Origin of the sequence: Celeribacter litoreus, assembly GCF_020165855.1 — a bacterium.
Taxonomy (GTDB): domain Bacteria; phylum Pseudomonadota; class Alphaproteobacteria; order Rhodobacterales; family Rhodobacteraceae; genus Celeribacter; species Celeribacter litoreus.
In genome coordinates this window covers 159,139-178,373 of the sequence record NZ_JAIUFY010000007.1, presented here as the reverse complement: position 1 = coordinate 178,373, position 19,235 = coordinate 159,139, and the positions used below count along the sequence as shown (strand labels likewise).

Below are 19,235 nucleotides of genomic sequence, written 5' to 3'. Positions count from 1 at the left end.
GGAGAAAACTATGACTAAGAAAACGCACAACTTAACCCACCTGAATCGCAGGGGGTTTCTAAAGGCTGGGGCGGCCTCTGCGGCGGCGGTCGGTCTTTACAGCCCTGCATTTGCCGCGGGGCGGACCATCAAGATCGGGATGGTCATGCCGCAGACCGGCCCTTTGGCATTCTTCTCTGAGCACGTGGATTTCGTGCTTGGTCAGGTGCAAAAGGCAACTGGCGGCAAGCTCGACATCGACGGGCGCCAAATTCCTTTTGAAATTCTTTTGCGTGATAGTCAGTCGAACCCGAACCGCGCGTCTGAAGTGGCAGCCGAGCTGATCCTCGACGAAGGCGTTGATCTCATGATCGCAGCGGCCACTCCGGAAACGACCGTGCCGGTGTCCGACATGTGTGAACTCAACGGCGTGCCCTGCGTGACCAACGACACGCCGCTCGAACCCTATTTCCAGGCGCGCGGTGGTGACCCCGACGTCGGCTTTGAGTGGACGAACCACTTCTTCTTCTCCGGGACCCAGTCGGCGGGCACGAACCTCAACATGTTCGGTCAGATTGCGTCCGACAAGATGGTCGGGGCGCTGTGGCCGAACGATGGTGACGGCAATGCCTTCGCCCAAAGCTATCCGGCCCTTTTCGATAGTCTTGGATACGGTCTGTCTGATCCGGGCCGTTTCGATATGCCGCTGAGTTCTTATGCGGCTGCCGTATCGCAGTTCAAAGCTGACGGCGTTGACCTGATCTACGGTGTTATTCCGCCGCCGGAATTCACGACCTTCTGGAACGAGGCCGCGCAGCAGCAGTTCCAGCCCAAGCTGGTCTATGCGGGCAAAACCGTTCAATTCCCGGCCGCGATCGAACCCTTCGGCGCGCGCGCAGAAGGTCTGATCACCGAAGTGTGGTGGGCGCCAAGCTATCCGTATGCCTCCACCATGACGGGTCAAAGTTCTCAGGAACTTGCTGACGAGTATGAGGCTGCCTCCGGTCGTCAGTGGTCCATGCCGCTCGCCTATCGTCACTCGCTCTTCGAGGTGATCTTCGATGGTCTCAAGCGCGTGCAGGATCTTGATGATCCGGAGTCGATTCAGGCCGCATTCAACGAGACCGACATGGTTTCTGTCGTGGGTCCGATCAACTTCCAGACCGGTCCGCTCCCGAACACCTGCATGACGCCGACGGCAGGTGGCCAATGGGTCAAGGGGGACAAGTACCCTCTGAGCCTCGTCATCTGCGACAACGAGTTTGCGCCAGAGGTTCCCGTCCAGGGCGAAGTTCAGCCTCTGACGTATTGAGTCTCTCCCTCAACCCGCATCGGCGGGTTGAGGGGCCTCTTTCCAACTCGATGGAGATAATCTTGGAACCACTTCTCGAACTTCGAGGGGTCTCGAAAGCCTTTGGCGGCATCGAGGTCTTCAAGGATGTCAGCCTCACGCTCGAACCGGGGGCCCGTCTGGGCATTCTCGGTCCGAACGGCGCGGGCAAAAGCACGATGTTCAACCTGATCTCCGGACTGCATCGCCCGTCCGGCGGCGAGATGATCTATCAGGGGCGCAACCTTGTTCAGATGAAGCCGTGGGATGCCTGCCGGTTCGGCATCGGGCGCACCTTTCAAATCCCGCAGCCCTTTGGCGACATGACCGTTGCCGAAAACGTCATCGTCGGATGCACGAGCGGCGCGGGTCTTGGGCTACATGATGCGCGCGAACGAGCGCATGAAATTCTCGACATGACCGGACTCGGCGAGCATCGGGACAAATTGGCCAAGTCCTTGGCGCTGCTGGACCTCAAGCGTCTGGAACTGGCGAAAGCGGCTGCGATGAAGCCCAAGCTTCTGCTGCTCGACGAGATTGCAGGCGGCTTGACCGAGGCGGAATGCATAACGCTCTTGGACATTCTGCAAAAGGTCGTGGGGCGCGAGACTGCCGTCATCTGGATCGAACATGTCGTGCATGCGCTCACGCGCTTTGTCGATGAAGTCGCCGTCCTCGCGGACAAGCACATTATCGTGCGCGGCCAGATCGACGACGTTTTGGAGAATTCCGAAGTGCGCCGTCTCTATTTCGGCGCGGAGGCAGAGGCATGAGTTCACTGTTAAGCATTCGGGACCTGCACCTGAATTACGGCCAGTTCGCCGCCTTGCACGGCATGGACATCGAAATCGACGCCGGTGAAATCGTCGCCGTCATCGGTGCTAACGGGGCCGGGAAAAGCTCGCTCATTCGTGGCATTTGCGGCACCGAAGGCGAGGGGCGCGGCAGCATTACGCTAGACGGGCGTGAGCTATTGGGTTTGAACCCGCCGGAGATTACCCGCGCGGGGATTGGTCTCGTGCCGGAAGGACGGCGCATTTTCCCATCCCTGAGCGTGGAAGAAAACATTCTCTTGGGGGGGCAACTCGGACAGGTGCACGGCGGTGATCCGTGGACGCTCGACCGGATTTACGACCTCTTTCCGGATCTGGTGCCCAAGCGCCATATCTCGGGAACGATGCTGTCGGGTGGCCAGCAGCAGATGATCGCGATTGCGCGGGCGCTGATGACCAATCCGCGTGTGCTCTTGTGCGATGAAATTAGCCTCGGCCTCGCCCCGACCATCATCGGTCGCCTCTACGAACAGCTTATCAAGCTCGCGTCCGAAGGTCTCGCGATCCTCGTGGTCGAGCAGGCCATGCGCAAAGCGTTGGAGATTTCCGACCGGTACTACTGCCTCCTTGAGGGGCATGTGTCTTTGTCTGGCGCGTCCAGCGAAGCAGACGAACATCAAGTCGCACAAGCGTATTTTGGGAGGTAGACGTGGAACTGGTTAATACTCTTGTGCAGGGCACGCTGTTGGGTGGCCTTTTCGCCCTCTACGCGCTCGGCCTTAGTCTCGTGTTCGGCGTCATGCGGATCGTGAACATTGCGCATGGCGATCTGATCGTCGTGCTTGCCTATGTCGGACTGACAGTGACCGAGTTTTTCGGGATTTCGATCATCGTGGCGGCCCCGTTGGTGCTGCTCTTGGCCGGGGGAATGGGCTGGTTGCTCCAGCGTGGACTGTTTGAGTTCGTCCCGCGGCACGATCCGTTGATCCCGCTTCTCGTGGCCTTCGGCCTGTCGATTATCCTGCAGAACCTGATGCTCTTGGGGTTCGGCGCGGACCCTCAGAAACTCAGCATTGGTAAGCTGGAGCAAGCGAGTGTCCAAATCCTGCCCAACCTGCATGTCGGCGTCTTCTCGCTTTTGATTTTCGGTGTCGCGGTGGCCCTGATCGGAGGGTTGCAGTTGATGATCTATCGCACCTCTTTCGGTCGCGCCCTGCGGGCTGTTTCGGATAACGAAGCGAACGCCGCCATGCTCGGTCTCGATACACGTGCGGTCTTCCGCAAGGCGTTTGTGATCGTGATGCTGACCGTTGCGATTGCGGCGATGCTCATGGCCGTGCGCGGCAACTTTGATCCTGCGAGCGGTCCGACCCGACTGCTGACGGCTTTCGAGGCGATTGTCATCGGCGGCCTCGGGTCCATGTGGGGCACTTTGGTTGGCGGTATCATCATCGGCATCGCGCAAATGGTGGGCGCTCAGATTGATGCCTCATGGCAGGTGCTGTCCGGCCATCTGGTCTTTCTGATCCTGCTCATCGTCCGCCCGCGTGGCCTGTTCCCAAAGAATGACGGGTGAAATCATGACTTCTGGATCCCAAAAACTTCCTCTCGCAGTCCTTGGTCTTTCTGTCGCCGTCATGGTTCCGCTCCCGTTCTTTGTGGACAACGGCACCATGCGCTATCTGACCGACCTGTTTATCATCATGGCCGTCGCCCAGTTGTGGAACCTGCTGGCGGGTTTCGGCGGCGTTGTCTCCATCGGGCAGCACGCCTTCGTCGGGGCGGGGGGCTATGCCTTCTTCGGTCTCACGACGCATCTGGGTCTGAACCCGTTTCTGAGCATGGCTTTGACGCTGCCCTTCGGCGCGTTGCTGTCGCTTCCGGTCTTTGCCATCCTGAGCCGTATGCGCGTCGCCTACTTTGCGATCGGCAGTTGGGTGTTGGCCGAAGTCTTTATGCTGGTGGCCGGCAAACTGCCGGGCTTTGGCGGCGGCTCGGGCATCAGTTTACGCCCCCAGATTGTGAAAGCCTTCGGTGCGAGCACCTCGACGCGGGTCGAGAACATCTACTGGCTGAGCTTCGCCATTCTGGTGCTCGTGATCTTCCTCATCATCCTCGTGATGCATTCGCGCCGTGGCTACTCGCTCCGTGCGATGCGGGACAATGAAACGGCGGCCATGGCACTCGGCGTCAACCCGAACGCGGTGAAGGCGATGCTCTTTGTTGTCTCCGGCGCGTTTCTGTCGCTCCTCGGGGCCGTGAACACGCTGCAAAAACTGCGGGTGAATCCGAGCGGTTCTTTCAGCCTCACGGACTGGACGGTGTTCATCATCTTCATGGTCGTGATCGGTGGTATGGGCCGGATCATCGGGCCGATCATCGGGGCCGTTCTCTTCGTGCTGCTGCGGGAAAACCTCTCGGGATACGGACCGATCTACATGATCATCCTCGGCGCCGCAGCCATCGGCATGATGCTCTACGAGCCCGGGGGTATCGCAGTGCTGGTACAGCGATGGAAATTCCGGAAGGCAAAGCAACAGGAATTGGCGGGGTAGGGCGTGGCCTCCTGTAAGTATGGGCGACCGTGGGTGAAACCGCGGTCGCCCTTTGCTTTTCGGTGGGGCTTTGCCTTTCAACGCGATCGCCGTCCTATTCCGGAAGTTGCTGGTCCGATCCGCCGAAGTCACCGGGCAGGTCCGCGAATTTTGGCAAACCGTCCGGAATGGCCAGCACTTTTTCGCTGTAGTTGATGTGCAGCCCCGGCTCGAAATCAAGATCGGGCAACATGGCCGAGTAGATGTCCACGAGCCCCATACTCGGATGGTCGGTCATCAGGTGGCCGCCGCATTTGGTGCAGAACTTCCGGTGGCTGTTGTCCGTCTTGTGGTACTCGCCCACATATTCCGCACCTTCCGTGATCGTGAGGCTTTCCGGCTTCCACAATGTAAAGCCGTTGACCGGTGAGGCTGACCAGCTCCGGCAGCTTTCGCAGTGGCAATAGCCCATACCTTCGGGCGCTCCGGTGACTTCGAATTTCACACTGCCGCAAAAGCACTGTCCTTTGTGGGTTGCATGGGTCATGACATGTCTCCTTTTCTGACTGCGGGGTTAATCGGTGAAGGACACCGGCTGCATGGGCGCGCGGTTGACCGAGAGGTTGAAGATATCGGGACGTCCATAGTGACCGGCCACATCGAGCGACCGGCGGGCCGAAGCCGCCTGAGACGCATCGATTTCGGCGTAGAGAACTTCCTGCTTGCGGTGGAGCGGACCCGCGATCGGGCCTCCGAAGGGCTCCATGACAACGGCATCGCCATCGCAGACCCAGCTGTCCTCGCCGAACAGCTCATCGCGGCTTGGGAAGTCTTCGGGGATGTCGCGTTCGTTGAGCGCGGTGGCCAGAGACACGACCCAGCAGCCACCCTCGCGGGCGATATGGCGCATCGAGGCCAACCAGCCCTCACCGCAATCCCAAGTAGGCGCGATAAGGATGTCGAGGTTCTGCGCGTAGAGCGCAAAACGCGAAAGCGGCATGTAGTTTTCCCAACAAAGAAGCGTGCCGATCCGACCTACGGGTGTGTCGATGACCCGCAGCCCGCTCGCATCGCCATGCCCCCAGACCATACGTTCCGGGTTCGTCGCGAGCAGTTTGCGGTGGCGATTGAGCAGGGTGCCATCCGGTCCGATGACGACGACAGTGTTGTAGAGCGTGCTGCCGCTGAATTCGCCGTCCACCTCGCTCATTCCCATGACCACGGTGATGTTGTGTTTCGCGGCAACGTCGCAAAGCGGCGCGAGATCTCCCTTGCCGATATCGACGGCATTTTCACGCAGCCGACGGTGGATCGTGCTGGAGAGCCCCATGTCGCCCCCCGGGCGCAGGCGCCAGATCCAGGTTGGATATCCGGGCAGGAAGGCCTCGGGGAAGACGGCCAACTCGGCACCGTTTGCAGCGACCTCTTCGATGCTGGCGACGGCACGTTCCATGGATTTTTCGAGATTCAAAAGGACGGGCGGGGTCTGGATGACGGCAATCTTGTTCGACATTGTTTTTCTCCTGAGTGGGACGTTGTTTTGACGGGTCACTTCTGACCGGCGACGACGATCAATTCGCAGGGGCCGGAAAAGCCGGTCCCGTTTTCAAAGGTCTGAAGCGCGGTTTCGATCTCCGCCCAGACGTTGGCTTGCTCTTCCGCGCCGAGGCCCTTCAGCATCTCATGCAGCGCACCGAAGCTTTCCCGTTCAAAACGCACGCAATCGGACGCGCGCGGCAGATTCAGCGGGGCGTCGATTGTCCGTTCACGAATGTTGGTGAACCCTGCCTGCGCCAGCAGTGCGGCCAGAACGCCGGGCTGGCCGAGGCTGAACGGGCCGGGCTGCCCTTTGGCGGGCGTCGGCAGGTCTGCGGCCTTGCGGATGATGCCGACGGGGATCGAGAAGAACCCGTTCCGTTCCGGCGTCGAATAGACGATGGCGGAGAACCATCCGCCCGGCTTCAGCGCCCTGTGGATACCGGCGAGCGCCTTCATCTGGTCGGGGAAGTAGATCAAGCCGACCCGCGAGACGACGGCGTCGAAACGCTCCGGAGCCGTCATGAGCTCTTCGCCGTCCATCACCTGAAAATCGATCTGGCCGTAGCCGTTTGCACGGGCATTGGCGGCGGCGTGATCGAGGATGTTGGAGGAAATATCGGTGGCCAGAACGTAGCCGTCCGCGCCGACCCGGTCGGCCACTTGCATGGACTGATCGCCCGCACCGGCAGCCACGTCCAACACGCTCGCACCTTCGCGAATTTCGGCGCTGTCGATCATGATTTCAGTCGCGGGGCCAAGCCATTCGCGGAGCGTTTCGCCCCAGCCGCTCCACGCTTTGGCAGCGTTCTGCCACTGGCGGGTGGTTGCGCGTTTGTAGGCGACGGGGTCGAATTGGGTTATGGTCATAGTGGGTCTCCTTGTTGAGGCCAGAGGCCAAACGACTTCGTTGTTGACGCATTCACCATCTCAGCGGATCGTTTGAACCAGCGTTTGAAAGGACGGGGAATTTGCCGATTGCGGGGGAAAACGTTCAAACGGTCGTGCTTCGGGCAGAGTTGTTTGGTCACCTGCGCGTTTCGGATGACGGTCGGGACATCGCGCTTCCCGCGTCGAAAAAGACGCGCGGCCTCTTGGGCTATCTGCTGTCGAGCGAGCGGGCGCAGTCGCGCAGCGAGTTATGCGATCTTTTGTGGGAAGATGCAGAGGACCCGCGCGCCGCGTTGCGCTGGAGCCTGAGCAAGATACGCACGGCACTCGGACCGGAGCGGTTGGTCGCGGATCGCAATACCGTGGCATTGCGACGGGATATGATCGCGACCGACGTCGCGATGGTCGAAGCGGTCTCGAACCAATTCGACAGCGCCCCGACAGATGAGCTGATGCGAACACAGGCGCTCTTGCGGGGCGAGTTTCTCAACGGGCTCGACCTGCCCCAATGCTACGGCTTCCATGAATGGTGTCAGGCCGAGCGCTCGCGTTTGGGGCGGCTCCACGAGCAACTCCTGACAACGCTCCTGTCCCGAACGCGCCACGACCCGCAACAAGCGCTCGAGTTCGCGCACAAGCTGGTCGGTTTGAACCCTTTCGACGAGGCGGCCCATATTCGTGTGATCGAGTTGCAATTGGCGCTCGGGCGCGCGGCGGATGCGGCTGCGCAGGCCGCGCAATGTCGCAAAATTTTTCGCACAGAGTTGGGCATTGAACCGTCCTCGGCGCTGGATCAGGCGTGTCGCGCGCCAGTCACAATTCGCCCCGCGACGCCAAAGGGGCGGGAGGTCAGCGCTGCGCCGTCAAAGCGCGCTGCGCCGACCGGTTTCGTCGGGCGGCAGGAAGAACTCGCGCTCATCAGGGACGCTCTGGAAAGAGAGCCAGCGGAGATCGTTTTGATCGTCGGGGCGCCGGGGATCGGAAAATCGGCCCTTTTGTCCGAAGTCGGGCGGCAGTCCGGAGCGCTGCGGCTCTCTGCGCGGGCGGTCGAGGTCGAGCGTCTGCGTCCACTTGGCCTCTGGCGCGATGCCCTGCGCGCGCTGTCGATGGATGACATTGACCCGACCCTGAGAGACGCCTTGCGAGACCTGCTCGCGAACCGCGTCGAAACGGCTACGGTCCGGAGCGAAGAACAGCATTTCGAGCCATTCCGCGCGTTCTTGTCTGCACTCGCCGCAACCGGTCCTGTCTTGGTCACACTGGACGACCTGCAATGGATGGAGCCGTCGTCTTGCGCGTTGCTGAGTTATCTCATTCGAAACCTGAAAACCGCGCCGGTGCGGTTCTGCCTCTCTGCCAGAGCGGGGGAGATTGATGACAACGACGCCGTGCAGTCGCTCCTGTCAGGCCTCGGGGATCGTATTCGACGCCTGTCTCTGACGGGGCTTTCGATGGATGACGCTCTGACGCTCGCGCGTAGCTTGCAAATGACGGGCGAGGTTGAGGAATGCGTGCGCAGAGCGCAGGGGAATCCCCTCTATCTCAGGGTCCTGTCGCAACGGGATGCGGTTTTGACAACATCGGCGTCACTGGATGAGGCCTTGTCCAACCGTATCGAACGCCTGTCGCAACCGGCCATCAATTTGGCCTCTTGGGCATCGGTCTTCGGGCGCAGTATTCCCATGGAACAGGCGGTCGAGGCATCAGGGCTTGAGGTCTCAACCGCGCTCGATCTGATCGAGGAGTTGGAGCGCCACGAGATCACGCGGTCGCTCGACGGGGGAACCTGTGAGTTCACCCACGATCTCATCCGCGATGCAACCTATGAGCGGCTGTCTCACTCGAGGCGCAGGCTCATGCATGGCCGGATTGCCGACCTGCTCGCCCGCGACATGGAGACGGCCCCAGATCAGAGCGTGCAGGTGATGCATCACGCCGCGATGTCCGATCGTCACGAACTCGCCGCGCGGGCCGCCGTGCTGGCGGGCGATCACGCGTTGCGCGCCCTCGCCAATGCGGAAGCTGCCGAAATCGCTCTCAAAGGGCTCTTTCACGCGGGCAAACTCGGCCCCGGACCTGCGCGAATATCGCTCCTCATCCAGCTCTACAGATGCCGGGTTTTGGCGTTGTCAGGGTCTTCGACCGAAAAATTCCCAAAGCTGGTGGCCGAACTAGAGACGCAGATATCGTTGGCGAGCCAGCATGCCATGGCGCCCGAGGTGGCGGAGGGAGAATATCTGCTGTCCGTTCTCTATCAGGAGCTTGGCGATCTGGAGGCGGCGAGCCGGGCCACCGCGCGCGCGGCCTCCGCCGCCAGCCGGATGAAGGCTCAAAAGAGGGTTCGACAACTGGCCAATTCCGCGCGCTGTCTCCTCGAGCTTGGACGGGACGTCCCGAAAGCCGAGGAACTCTGCCGCGATGCGCGGGCCTTCGCCGAGGAAGAGGGGATTGCCGATGTGGAAGTCATCTGGAGTCAGGGCCTGCTCGCCTATTGGCAGGGCGATCTCGCCAAGGCGGCGGACAAGCTCGACACGGCCCTCGCCCTCGCTCGGGACAACGAAGATCGCTGGCGGGAATGCAAATGCCTGACATGGGCCGCGATGATCGCTCTGGAGCGGGATCTGCCGCCGTCCGCGATTGCGTTTGCCGAGGATCTTCGGACCCTCGCCGACAAGATCGGTGAAGGGGCGATGGCGCCGCTCGCAGAGACATTCCTCGCATTGGCGCATGACGATTCAGAGGCGCTTGATGTTGCGTTGATTTCTCTGGAACGCGCCGATGACAAGTTCCACCTCGCCTACGCCCTCAACCTCGCAGCGGAGAAAGAGGCCCGTCAGGGGAACAGGAGCCGCGCGGTCGAATTGGCGACACGGGCCTATGCAGTTGCCGATGCAATCGACAACAGCAACGAACGCGCGCTCGCCCAAGCGCAGGCGCATTTGCTCGGCGAGACAGTGGGCGACCCGAAAGCCGTTCTGGAATGGCCCAGTGACGCTTCTTCTCCAGCCTTTACGGCACGGGTCCGACATATCCTGTCCCGCGCTGCACGACACGACAGTTAGCAACCAACGGAAAGGACCACGTCATGCCCAAGTTCATTGTCGAGCGGAATTTCGAGCCGCCACTCAGTCAGGAAGACCTGTCCGCAACCGAAGAGCGGATGGCGCCCTGTCTCGATCTATACGATGTCACATGGCTGCGAAGCTATTGGAGCGAGGACCGAAAGCGCATGATCTGCGAATACGAAGCACGGGACTCCGAGTCTGTTCGGAATGTTCAGCGGGAAGCCGGCGCGAAGTTCGAACGCGTGTGGATGGCCGATCTGCTAGAGTAGGGAAAACTTGGGTTTTCAACTTGCGACTAAAGTCGAAAGCCGCGAGCACTGACCTTCGATGTAACATCATGGTCGGGAGGATTTTGTCATGGCGGAAATTCATCACGTCGAGGAAATCGCGCGGGTTCTGGAGGGACGCGCGACCGGTCGGGACAGTTACGTAGATGCGTCTTGGCGGAGATGTGTTGAACTCTATGGCATGGACCCAACTCGGAATGAGCCCGCTCACATCGTCACCGAGAGCGAATTCCGCGCCCACCGAGAGCAAGCCGACTGGATGATCGGCGCGGCGCGCTCAAGCCTGCAGAGCCTGTTCCGTCAGGTTGCGGGACAGAATTACGTTCTCTTGCTGACGGACGCCAAAGGGGTTTGCGTGGACTTTTTCGGTGACGAGTTGTTCGTCGATGAATTGCGCGGGGCGGGACTGTATCTCGGCTCCAACTGGTCCGAAGATATTGCCGGAACCTGCGGAGTCGGAGCTTGCATTGTGACGGGTGAGCCTGTCACCGTGCATCAGGACGACCACTTCGGGAACGCGCATACGGCGCTGTCCTGCACATCTGCGCCGATCTACGACAGTCTTGGACAGCTTGCAGCCGTCCTCGACATTTCGCTGCTCCGCTCTCCGGGCCCCAAAAGTAGTCAGAACCTTGCCATGTCTTTGGCGACGGCATCGGCGCGGCGGGTCGAGATGGCGAACCTCATGGCCACCAGCCGTCGCGAATGGGTGCTGCGGCTCTCATCCAGTCCTGAGTTTCTCGATGTGGACCCTGAGGCGGCAATCTCGCTCGATGGATCGGGCAGGGTCATCGGTGCGACGCGCGCCGCCATGCGAATGTTGTCAGCGGGCGAGAGCCTGATCGGAACCCAGATTGATAGCCTGCTCGGGTTGAGTGTTGACGATCTACCGGACCTGATGCGCGATCGCCCTACGGAAGAGCGGGTTGTTGCTCTGGAGGATGGTGGCGCCTTGTTTGGTCATGCGATCGCGCCACAGGCCCCTCGTCGGGCGCACGCCGGTGCCACCCGCACAAGAAAGAACGCATATGGCGGGGTTCTCGCAACTCTGACTGGTGGGGACCCGGCCCTGTCTCGCGTGTTGACGCAGGCGGAGCGGCTTGCCCAAACGCAAGTCCCCCTGATGATCTGCGGTGAGAGCGGATGCGGAAAGACCAAACTCGCCCGCGCCATTCACATGGCATCGCGGCGCGGAGGTTTCCTTGCCCTTGACTGCGCAGGACTTGGAGACGGGGATTTGCGTGACGCGCTCTCCAGTCAGTCGGGACAGGGCACGCTCCTCCTGCGCCGGATTGAAGACCTTCATCCCGACGTTGCCCGCAGTCTGGCGGGCTATCTCGATCTGCATCCTGACCTGCGCCCGATATCGACCTCCGGCCTCGCGCGGACTGATCTGATGGCGCAGGAGAACATCCCCTCTGCCCTCTACTTCAGACTCGCGGGCGCTGTCCTCGAACTGCCGCCGCTGCGCGAAAGGCAGGATCTGGGCTGGTTGATCGACCGTTTGCTCCGGCGCGGCAGCGGGGGAGAGATGCGCCTGACCCCCTCGGCGCGGGCCGAGTTGCTGGCGCGCGACTGGCCGGGGAACTTGCGCGAGCTCGGCAATGTGTTGGACGTCGCCTGCGCCCTGGCGGAGACGACCGTGATTGATCTGCCTGATCTTCCCGCCGCGCCAGAAGAGACCAGAGAAAATCTCGACCTCGAAGCCGTTCTCGACGCATGCAACTGGAACATGGCCCGCGCTGCACGGCGTTTGGGGGTTAACCGGTCGACGGTTTTGCGCCGCGTTCGCAAAGCGGGGTTGCGTGTCCCCGACTGACATGTTGCGCGGCGTTGCGTGTGCAACATGCTGCGTCGCCGCAACCAGAAAGACGATCATATTCGCCAGTTTCCTGTGTCTCGGAGGCCAATCTCTTCGTCACACTCTCCTCATCACATTGCCCATGAGGAGGAAATGCAATGCTTGACTCAACTGTTGCCGCCGAGGTGCAGGAAACGCTCGATAGCCTGAACACAGCCCTGGAGGAGGGCAATGCACAGGCCGCGAGCGCACTCTTTGCCACCGACAGCTATTGGCGCGATCTGGTCGCAGTGACCTGGAACCTGAAGACCGTGGAGGGGTCTGCAGCCGTTCAGGACATGCTCAACGCGCAGCTCAAACATACGAAGCCGCAGGGCTTCGCCATTCAGGCCGGTGAAATTCCCGTCGAGGACGGCGGCGTCATCACGGCATGGGTCACGTTCGAGACGGCCGTGGGTCGTGGATGGGGCTTGATGCGGCTGAAAGACGGGCGCATCTGGACATTGCTGACTGCGCTTCAGGAACTGAAGGGGTTCGAGGAGAACCGTGGCAAGCGTCGCCCGATGGGCGCCGAACACGGTGCCGCCAAGAACCGCAAATCATGGAAGGAAAAGCGAGAGGAAGAGGCGGTCGAACTCGGCTACACCACCCAGCCCTACACTGTGATCATCGGCGGCGGGCAGGGCGGTATCGCCCTTGGCGCGCGTCTGCGCCAGCTTGGCGTGCCGACCATCGTTCTGGACAAACACGACCGACCCGGCGACCAGTGGCGGTCGCGGTACAAGTCGCTCTGCCTGCACGATCCGATCTGGTACGACCACCTGCCCTATATCAAGTTCCCGGACAACTGGCCGGTCTTCACCCCGAAGGACAAGGTGGGCGACTGGCTCGAGATGTATACCAAGGTCATGGAGATCAACTACTGGTCCCGTTCCGAGGTCGAGAGCGCCCAATACGACGAGGACACCGGAACCTGGACGGTGAAGGTGAACCGCGACGGCGAAAAGGTCACGCTAAGACCGACGCAGTTGGTGCTGGCCACGGGGATGTCGGGGAAACCGAACGTTCCCAAGTTCCCGGGAATGGACATCTTCAAAGGGACCATTCAGCACAGTTCGCAACACGAAGGTCCGGATGCCTGGACTGGCAAAAAGGTGGTCGTGGTGGGGTCGAACAATTCCGCCCACGACATCTGTGCCGCACTTTGGGAAGCGGATGCCGATGTGACAATGGTCCAGCGGTCGTCCACCCATATCGTGCGTTCGGACACCTTGATGGATATCGGTCTCGGCGCGCTTTACTCCGAAGAGGCCGTCGCGAGTGGCATGACCACGGAAAAGGCCGATATGGTCTTTGCCTCGCTCCCCTACCGGATCATGCACGAGTTCCAGATCCCGCTCTACGACCAGATGAAGGAGCGTGACGCCGAATTCTATGCCGGTCTCGAAAAAGCGGGGTTTGAGCTCGACTGGGGTGACGACGGATCTGGCCTGTTTATGAAATACCTGCGCCGCGGCTCCGGTTACTACATCGACGTCGGCGCGAGCCAGCTCATCATTGATGGCGAGGTGAAGTTGGTGAAAGGTCAGGTCGACCGCTTCGACGAGACGGGCGTGGTCCTGAGCGACGGCACGCATCTCGATGCCGATCTCGTGGTTATGGCGACGGGCTATGGTTCCATGAACGGCTGGGCTGCGGACCTGATCAATCAGGAAGTCGCGGACAAGGTTGGCAAGGTCTGGGGCCTCGGGTCCGATACGACCAAAGACCCCGGCCCGTGGGAGGGCGAACAGCGCAACATGTGGAAGCCGACCCAGCAGGACAACCTCTGGTTCCACGGCGGCAACCTGCACCAGTCGCGGCACTACTCGCTCTATCTCGCCCTGCAATTGAAAGCCCGTTTGGAGGGGATCGAAACCCCTGTCTACGGCCTTCAGGAGGTGCATCACCTGTCGTGATGCACATGGCGCGTCCGGGCTTTCTTCCCGGCCCGGACGCAAACTTTACGAACCAAGGAGAATGATAATGAAAGCAGCACGCTGGCATGGCGTCAAAGATATCCGCGTCGAGGACATTCCCGAGCCTTCTCCCTCCGCGGGCGAGGTGAAGGTCAAGGTGGCCTGGACCGGGATTTGCGGCAGCGACCTGCACGAATATCTCGCCGGGCCGATTTTCGTGCCCGTGGACGAAGAGCACCCTCTGAGCCAAGACAAGGCCCCGATCACGATGGGGCACGAATATTGTGGTGTCGTCGAAGAACTCGGTGAGGGCGTGACTGGCCTAAGCGTCGGCGATCGTGTCGCGATCGAGCCGATCTTTGCCTGCGGAGAATGTGCCGCCTGTCTTGAGGGTAAATACAACCTCTGCGACTCTCTCGGGTTCGTCGGGCTATCCGGCGGGCATGGGGGCTTTGCGACGCACAGTGTTGTCCCTGCGCGCATGGTTCACAAGATGCCTGACGGTCTGTCGATGGAACAGGGCGCCTTGGTCGAACCGGCGGCCGTCGCCCTGCACGCGGTGCGTCTGTCCAAAATCAAGGCTGGCGACAAGGCTGCCGTCTTCGGCGCGGGTCCGATCGGGCTATTGGTTGTAGAAGCGCTGCGTGTCGCGGGCGCGTCCGAAATCTACGTCGTTGAACCCTCCGAGGTGCGGCGGCAGAAAGCACTGGATCTGGGGGCGACCACAGTGATCGACCCGACCGCCACGGATGCTGTCGAAGAGATCCGCGCGGCGTCTGACGGGGTTCATGTGGCTTTCGAAGTGACCGGCGTGCCGCAGGTTCTGCCGCAGTGCATCGATGCCACCCGCCATGAGGGGCAGGTGCTCGTCGTCTCGATCTGGGAAAAAGAAGCGTCTTTCCAGCCGAACACAGTCGTGCTCAAAGAGCGTCAGTTGCAGGGCACGATCGCCTATCGCAATGTCTATCCCGCCGTCATGGCCCTGATGAGTCAGGGATATTTCAGTGCGGAGCAGTTGGTGACAAAGCGGATCGCTCTGGATGACATTGTTGCCGAAGGGTTTGAAGCGCTTGTCGCAGAGAAGTCCCATGTGAAGATTCTCGTCGAGGCTCCGAACTAACATCACATTTGAAATAAATCCGGCCGCCCATTTTTCAAACGGCGGCCGGAATGAGTGCGTTTGGCGTTTGCCATTTCTCTGGCTTTATCGACCGTATTTTTTCAGGATCGCATCGATCTCCGCATCCTGCGCGGGGTCGGGCAAGAGTGCGGGCTGGCGCGAGGCGCCGACGGAGGGGTCGCGCAGATAGAGCGCGCGTTTGACCAAAGCGGGCGGGAAGCCGAGTTTGTACAGATCAGTGCGGAAGGCCGTGTAGATGTCCTGCGCTGCTGCGGCGCCCGCTTCATCCCCGGCATTCACACAAGAGACGATCTGAGCAAGCACATCCGGCAGCACGTTCCCAAGCCCCGAAATACATCCTTTTGCCCCGTTGGTCAGAGACCAATGCACCAACTGGTCCGGTCCGGAGTAGACGTCAAAGCCGTCAATCTCGCGCCCGACAGCCATGTAGGCTTCCAATGTGTCCTGCGCGCCGCCGGAATCCTTGATCCCCGCGATATTTCCGTGGCTTGCCAGCGTGCGCGCGGTCTCCGGTTCGATGTGGTTCTGGGTCCGTGCCGGAATGTCATAGAGGTAGATGGGCGTGTCGACCGCATCCGCGACGGAGGTGAAGTGGCGGATCAGGCCGTCCTGTGTGCAGGCGATGAAGAACGGCGTGATGACGGCAATCCCGTCGACGCCAATCCGGTCGAATTCGCGGGCGAGGAGGATAGTCTCAAACGTGGCGGGCATGCCCGCGTTGACGATCACCTTGGCTTTGCCGCCAACCTCGTCCACGACTTCGCCGCACAGGCGGACTTTCTCGTCATAGGTCAATGCAGAGAAATCACCATTCGTGCCTGCACACATGATGTTGTTGCCCGCCTCGATCTGGCGGCGGACCTGTGCGCGGGTGGCCTCAAAATTGATGGTCTCGTCATCGTTGAAACAGGTCACAAGCGCGACGAAGGCTTCTTTTTGGTCACTCATGGCTCAGGTCCTTTTGGCGGCGGCCATTTTGGCCGCGTAGTCGAGGGCGCAGAGCATATTGTCATGCTTTGCAATGCCGGTGCCTGCGATGTCGAAAGCGGTCCCGTGATCGACAGAGCAACGGTCAATCGGCAAGCCGAGCGACACATTCACCGCCGTATCAAAGGCGACGAGTTTGATCGGGATGTGACCCTGATCATGATACTGCGCGATGACCAGATCAAAGGCACCCTGATACGCACGGTGATAGACGGTGTCCGCGGAAATCGGGCCTTGAACGTCGATCCCTTCGGCGCGGGCGGCCTCAACGGCGGGCGCGATGCTCACGTCATCCTCGTTACCGAACAACCCGTTCTCACCGCAATGCGGGTTGATCCCAGCAACGGCAATGCGCGGAGCCTCAAGCCCCATGCGTTTGAGGTGTTTGTGACCCGTGCGGATCGTTTCCAGAACCCGCTCTGTCGTCGCACGGGTGATCGCGTCTTTGAGCGACACGTGAGTTGAAACGTGGACGACGTTCAGTCGTTCAGACGCCAGAAGCATCCAAGAGGATTTCGATCCCGTGAGATGCGCGAGCATGCCCGTGTGTCCATCGTAATGATGCCCCGCCGCGTTCAGCGCCTCTTTGTTGATGGGCGCCGTTACGATGCACGCGGCCTGTCCGCCCATGGTCATCTCGACGGCCCGTTCGATGTAGCGAAACGAGGCTTCGCCACAGGCGGGCGACAGGACGCCGAACTCGCCGGGAAGCCCCTCGACGGCGACATGCTCCACACGAATGCCATCCCCGTTGTCGTCAGGCGACAGGATCGGAAGCGACACGCCACAAACTTTCGCGGCGCGTTCCATCGTGTCGCGATCGCCAATGACGATGGTTTGAGCGCGCATGTTTGCATCGCGATCGGCGAGGGCTTTGACCGTCACCTCCGCTCCGACGCCGGAGGGGTCTCCCATGGTGATGACAACTGGTTCGCTCATTTTCGGTCCTCCTCAGGATGGCGATCTTGTGACAACAAATAACCTATAGGTAAATATGTTTCAATGACTTGGCGGCTCCTCAATTTATTTTTAGCTTAACCATCTAAATTATAAGTAGATAATCCTTCATATTTTCGTGTATGCTGCTTTGTAAGATGTGTAAAATTGGTAAAATATCATGACGGAAGCGCTAATCTTGGCGGATGATTTGACTGGCGCTCTCGACTCGGCGGTCGGATTTTCGGATGCGCGACACAAGGTTGTCGTGGCGCGAAGCCCTGAGGCGGTGTCAGAAGCGCTCGCAATGGCACCAGATGTCCTGGCCGTGAATACCGCCAGCCGCGAAATCGCTCCGGCGGACGCGGCGGCGCGCGTCTCCGCAGCGCTGGAGGCGATGACGCCCAAAGCTTTCAAAACAATGATGAAAAAGGTCGATTCCCGGCTGAAGGGCAACGTCGCCGCTGAGACAGCTGCGATGGCGGCTTGGTGCGGGTCGCCCCGCGCGATCGCGTGTCCTGCAATTCCTGAGATGGGACGGCGGGTTGAGGCGGGGGCGCTGGTCGGAGAAGGCGTTGCGACGCCGATCCCTGTGGCGGCCTGTTTTGACGGGCCGGTTGAGGTGCCTGATTGTAAAGCGGATGTCGATCTCGACCGGCTTATCGGAGGAACTGATGAGCCGGTGCTCTGGATCGGTGCGCGGGGGCTTTCCTTTGCGCTGGCGCGACGTGCGGGCGTTAAAGCCCCAGGGCAGGCAAGTCTTCGGGCGCCTTTGATGATCGCCAACGGATCTCGGGACCCTGTTACGCGTGCACAGATTGCTGCTCTGCCATCTGATATTGCTGTTCTGGAGGCTCCCGATGGGCACGCGCCGGACGCTGATATTCCTGAAGGTCCGTTTGTTCTCTCGATCTCTGATGGCGGAGAGGCTGTGACGGGGCAGGAGGCAGCGCGCCGCTTTGCCGAGAGTGTCGTGCGATATGCGGAACGGAAGAAGCCGGCCGCGTTGCTCGTCTGCGGCGGTGAATCGGCACAAGCAATACTGGACCGGTTGGATGTAAACAGTTTACAAGTGACTGCCGAGTTGCGACCGGGCTTGCCCCTTTGTGAGGTGCAGGTGAGTTGGGGCAAAATGCAGATCGTCACGAAGTCGGGCGGTTTTGGTGTGCCGGATCTTTTGGCCGGGCTTGTCGCGGAAACGAATAACTGCCGGTGAGGGCGAAATGGACCAACAAAACCCAGACAATACTTCCTCTCGGAGTTCTCGTCCGCCCCTCTCGGAAAAGGTCTACACGGCCCTGAAAAATCGCATCACCCGTGGCGATTACGGCGCGAATGAAAAGCTCCCTGCGGAAAAGGATCTCTCCGGTCAGTTTGGCGTCTCGCGCCCCGTGCTGCGCGTTGCGTTAGAGCAGTTGCGTGAGGAAGGGTTGATTGTCTCCCGCCAAGGTGCCGGAAACTTCGTGCGCGTCAAACGGGAGCCGGCGCTCGGGTATACGCCGGTCGAAACCATCGCGGATATCCAGCGCTGTTATGAATTCCGCCTGACGGTTGAGGTCGATGCCGCCGGACTCGCTGCGCAACGGCGCAATGACGAGAGCCTGAACGAGATGGTGCGCGCGTTGGATCTGTTGTCCGATGCGACGGGCTCGCGTTTGCACCGTGAGGACGCGGATTTTACCTTTCACCTCGCGATCGCACGGGCCTCAAACAACCAATATTACGCCGAAACACTCAAGGCGTTGCGCGACCACGTTTATGTCGGCATGAAAATGCACGGGGATGCGCTCATGTCTGACGGGGCGGCGGCGCTTGAACATGTTCTGGGCGAGCACCGTGGAATTTACGAGGCGATCCGAGACCGCGATGCGGAGCGCGCCCGTGAGGTCATGCGCACCCATATCATCCATTCACGCGAACGGTTGTTTGGCGGTGGGATGCTCGATTTGTCGATGTAAGCGACAGAAATGTTTGCATGAAAAAGGCGCGCTCCTGAGTGGGGCGCGCCTTTTTCGTG

The 19,235-nt window shown here is 60.6% G+C and carries 17 protein-coding genes; 12 read left to right on the top strand and 5 right to left on the bottom strand.

Annotated features, from left to right (window positions below):
• Positions 1–10: 10 nt before the first annotated feature.
• From LA304_RS08190 to LA304_RS08170, 5 genes are all read left to right on the top strand, one after another.
• Positions 11–1,291, top strand: coding sequence for an ABC transporter substrate-binding protein (locus tag LA304_RS08190; RefSeq protein WP_224502655.1), 1,281 nt, complete (start codon positions 11–13; stop codon positions 1,289–1,291).
• 62 nt (positions 1,292–1,353) lie between these two features.
• Entirely contained in the window at positions 1,354–2,082 is a 729-nt protein-coding gene (locus tag LA304_RS08185; protein WP_224502654.1) for an ABC transporter ATP-binding protein, read from the top strand.
• Positions 2,079–2,789, top strand: coding sequence for an ABC transporter ATP-binding protein (locus LA304_RS08180; RefSeq protein ID WP_224502653.1), 711 nt, complete (start codon positions 2,079–2,081; stop codon positions 2,787–2,789). Before LA304_RS08185 ends, LA304_RS08180 begins: the two co-directional genes overlap by 4 nt.
• A gap of 2 nt (positions 2,790–2,791) precedes the next feature.
• Positions 2,792–3,658 (top strand): branched-chain amino acid ABC transporter permease, encoded by an 867-nt coding sequence (locus tag LA304_RS08175; protein ID WP_224502652.1) that lies wholly within the window; start codon positions 2,792–2,794, stop codon positions 3,656–3,658.
• Between the two features lie 4 nt (positions 3,659–3,662).
• Complete coding sequence (locus LA304_RS08170; RefSeq protein WP_224502651.1) at positions 3,663–4,637, top strand: branched-chain amino acid ABC transporter permease; 975 nt, start codon at positions 3,663–3,665, stop codon at positions 4,635–4,637.
• Between the two features lie 94 nt (positions 4,638–4,731).
• Here LA304_RS08170 and LA304_RS08165 read toward each other — a convergent pair whose 3' ends face one another.
• Genes LA304_RS08165 through LA304_RS08155 form a run of 3 tightly spaced genes read right to left on the bottom strand, consistent with a single transcriptional unit; the run spans position 4,732 to position 7,022 of the window.
• Positions 4,732–5,163 (bottom strand): GFA family protein, encoded by a 432-nt coding sequence (locus tag LA304_RS08165; RefSeq protein ID WP_224502650.1) that lies wholly within the window; start codon positions 5,161–5,163, stop codon positions 4,732–4,734.
• A 27-nt stretch (positions 5,164–5,190) separates the two neighbouring features.
• The gene (locus tag LA304_RS08160) at positions 5,191–6,129 is read right to left on the bottom strand and encodes a carbon-nitrogen hydrolase family protein (protein ID WP_224502649.1); all 939 of its coding nucleotides are present in this window, start codon (positions 6,127–6,129) and stop codon (positions 5,191–5,193) included.
• A 35-nt stretch (positions 6,130–6,164) separates the two neighbouring features.
• On the bottom strand, positions 6,165–7,022 hold the full coding sequence (locus LA304_RS08155; protein ID WP_224502648.1) for a class I SAM-dependent methyltransferase: 858 nt from the start codon (positions 7,020–7,022) through the stop codon (positions 6,165–6,167).
• Positions 7,023–7,123: 101 nt separating this feature from the next.
• Between LA304_RS08155 and LA304_RS08150 the strand changes: the two genes are divergently transcribed.
• The 5 genes from LA304_RS08150 (at position 7,124) to LA304_RS08130 (ending at position 15,274) form a co-directional block, all read left to right on the top strand.
• Complete coding sequence (locus LA304_RS08150) at positions 7,124–10,105, top strand: ATP-binding protein (protein WP_224502647.1); 2,982 nt, start codon at positions 7,124–7,126, stop codon at positions 10,103–10,105.
• Positions 10,106–10,128: 23 nt separating this feature from the next.
• Complete coding sequence (locus LA304_RS08145; protein ID WP_224502646.1) at positions 10,129–10,377, top strand: DUF4242 domain-containing protein; 249 nt, start codon at positions 10,129–10,131, stop codon at positions 10,375–10,377.
• 88 nt (positions 10,378–10,465) lie between these two features.
• A complete protein-coding gene (locus tag LA304_RS08140) occupies positions 10,466–12,214 on the top strand; it encodes a sigma-54-dependent Fis family transcriptional regulator (RefSeq protein ID WP_224502645.1) in 1,749 nt (582 codons plus the stop codon).
• 140 nt (positions 12,215–12,354) lie between these two features.
• Positions 12,355–14,154, top strand: a complete 1,800-nt coding sequence (locus tag LA304_RS08135; RefSeq protein ID WP_224502644.1) for an NAD(P)/FAD-dependent oxidoreductase — start codon at positions 12,355–12,357, stop codon at positions 14,152–14,154.
• 67 nt (positions 14,155–14,221) lie between these two features.
• Positions 14,222–15,274 carry a 2,3-butanediol dehydrogenase gene (locus LA304_RS08130; RefSeq protein WP_224502643.1) on the top strand — a complete coding sequence of 351 codons (1,053 nt, stop codon included), beginning with the start codon at positions 14,222–14,224 and terminating at the stop codon, positions 15,272–15,274.
• 84 nt (positions 15,275–15,358) lie between these two features.
• On the opposite strand, the gene LA304_RS08125 is transcribed toward LA304_RS08130, so the two are convergent.
• Positions 15,359–16,243, bottom strand: a complete 885-nt coding sequence (locus tag LA304_RS08125) for a dihydrodipicolinate synthase family protein (protein ID WP_224502642.1) — start codon at positions 16,241–16,243, stop codon at positions 15,359–15,361.
• Between the two features lie 3 nt (positions 16,244–16,246).
• Positions 16,247–17,221: a 4-hydroxythreonine-4-phosphate dehydrogenase PdxA gene (pdxA, locus tag LA304_RS08120; RefSeq protein WP_224502641.1), complete on the bottom strand. Its 975-nt coding sequence runs from the start codon at positions 17,219–17,221 to the stop codon at positions 16,247–16,249.
• A 178-nt stretch (positions 17,222–17,399) separates the two neighbouring features.
• Here pdxA and LA304_RS08115 point away from each other — a divergent pair, with 178 nt between their 5' ends.
• Positions 17,400–18,434 carry a four-carbon acid sugar kinase family protein gene (locus LA304_RS08115; RefSeq protein WP_224502640.1) on the top strand — a complete coding sequence of 345 codons (1,035 nt, stop codon included), beginning with the start codon at positions 17,400–17,402 and terminating at the stop codon, positions 18,432–18,434.
• A gap of 7 nt (positions 18,435–18,441) precedes the next feature.
• Positions 18,442–19,176: a FadR/GntR family transcriptional regulator gene (locus LA304_RS08110; protein ID WP_224502639.1), complete on the top strand. Its 735-nt coding sequence runs from the start codon at positions 18,442–18,444 to the stop codon at positions 19,174–19,176.
• Positions 19,177–19,235 lie beyond the last annotated feature (59 nt).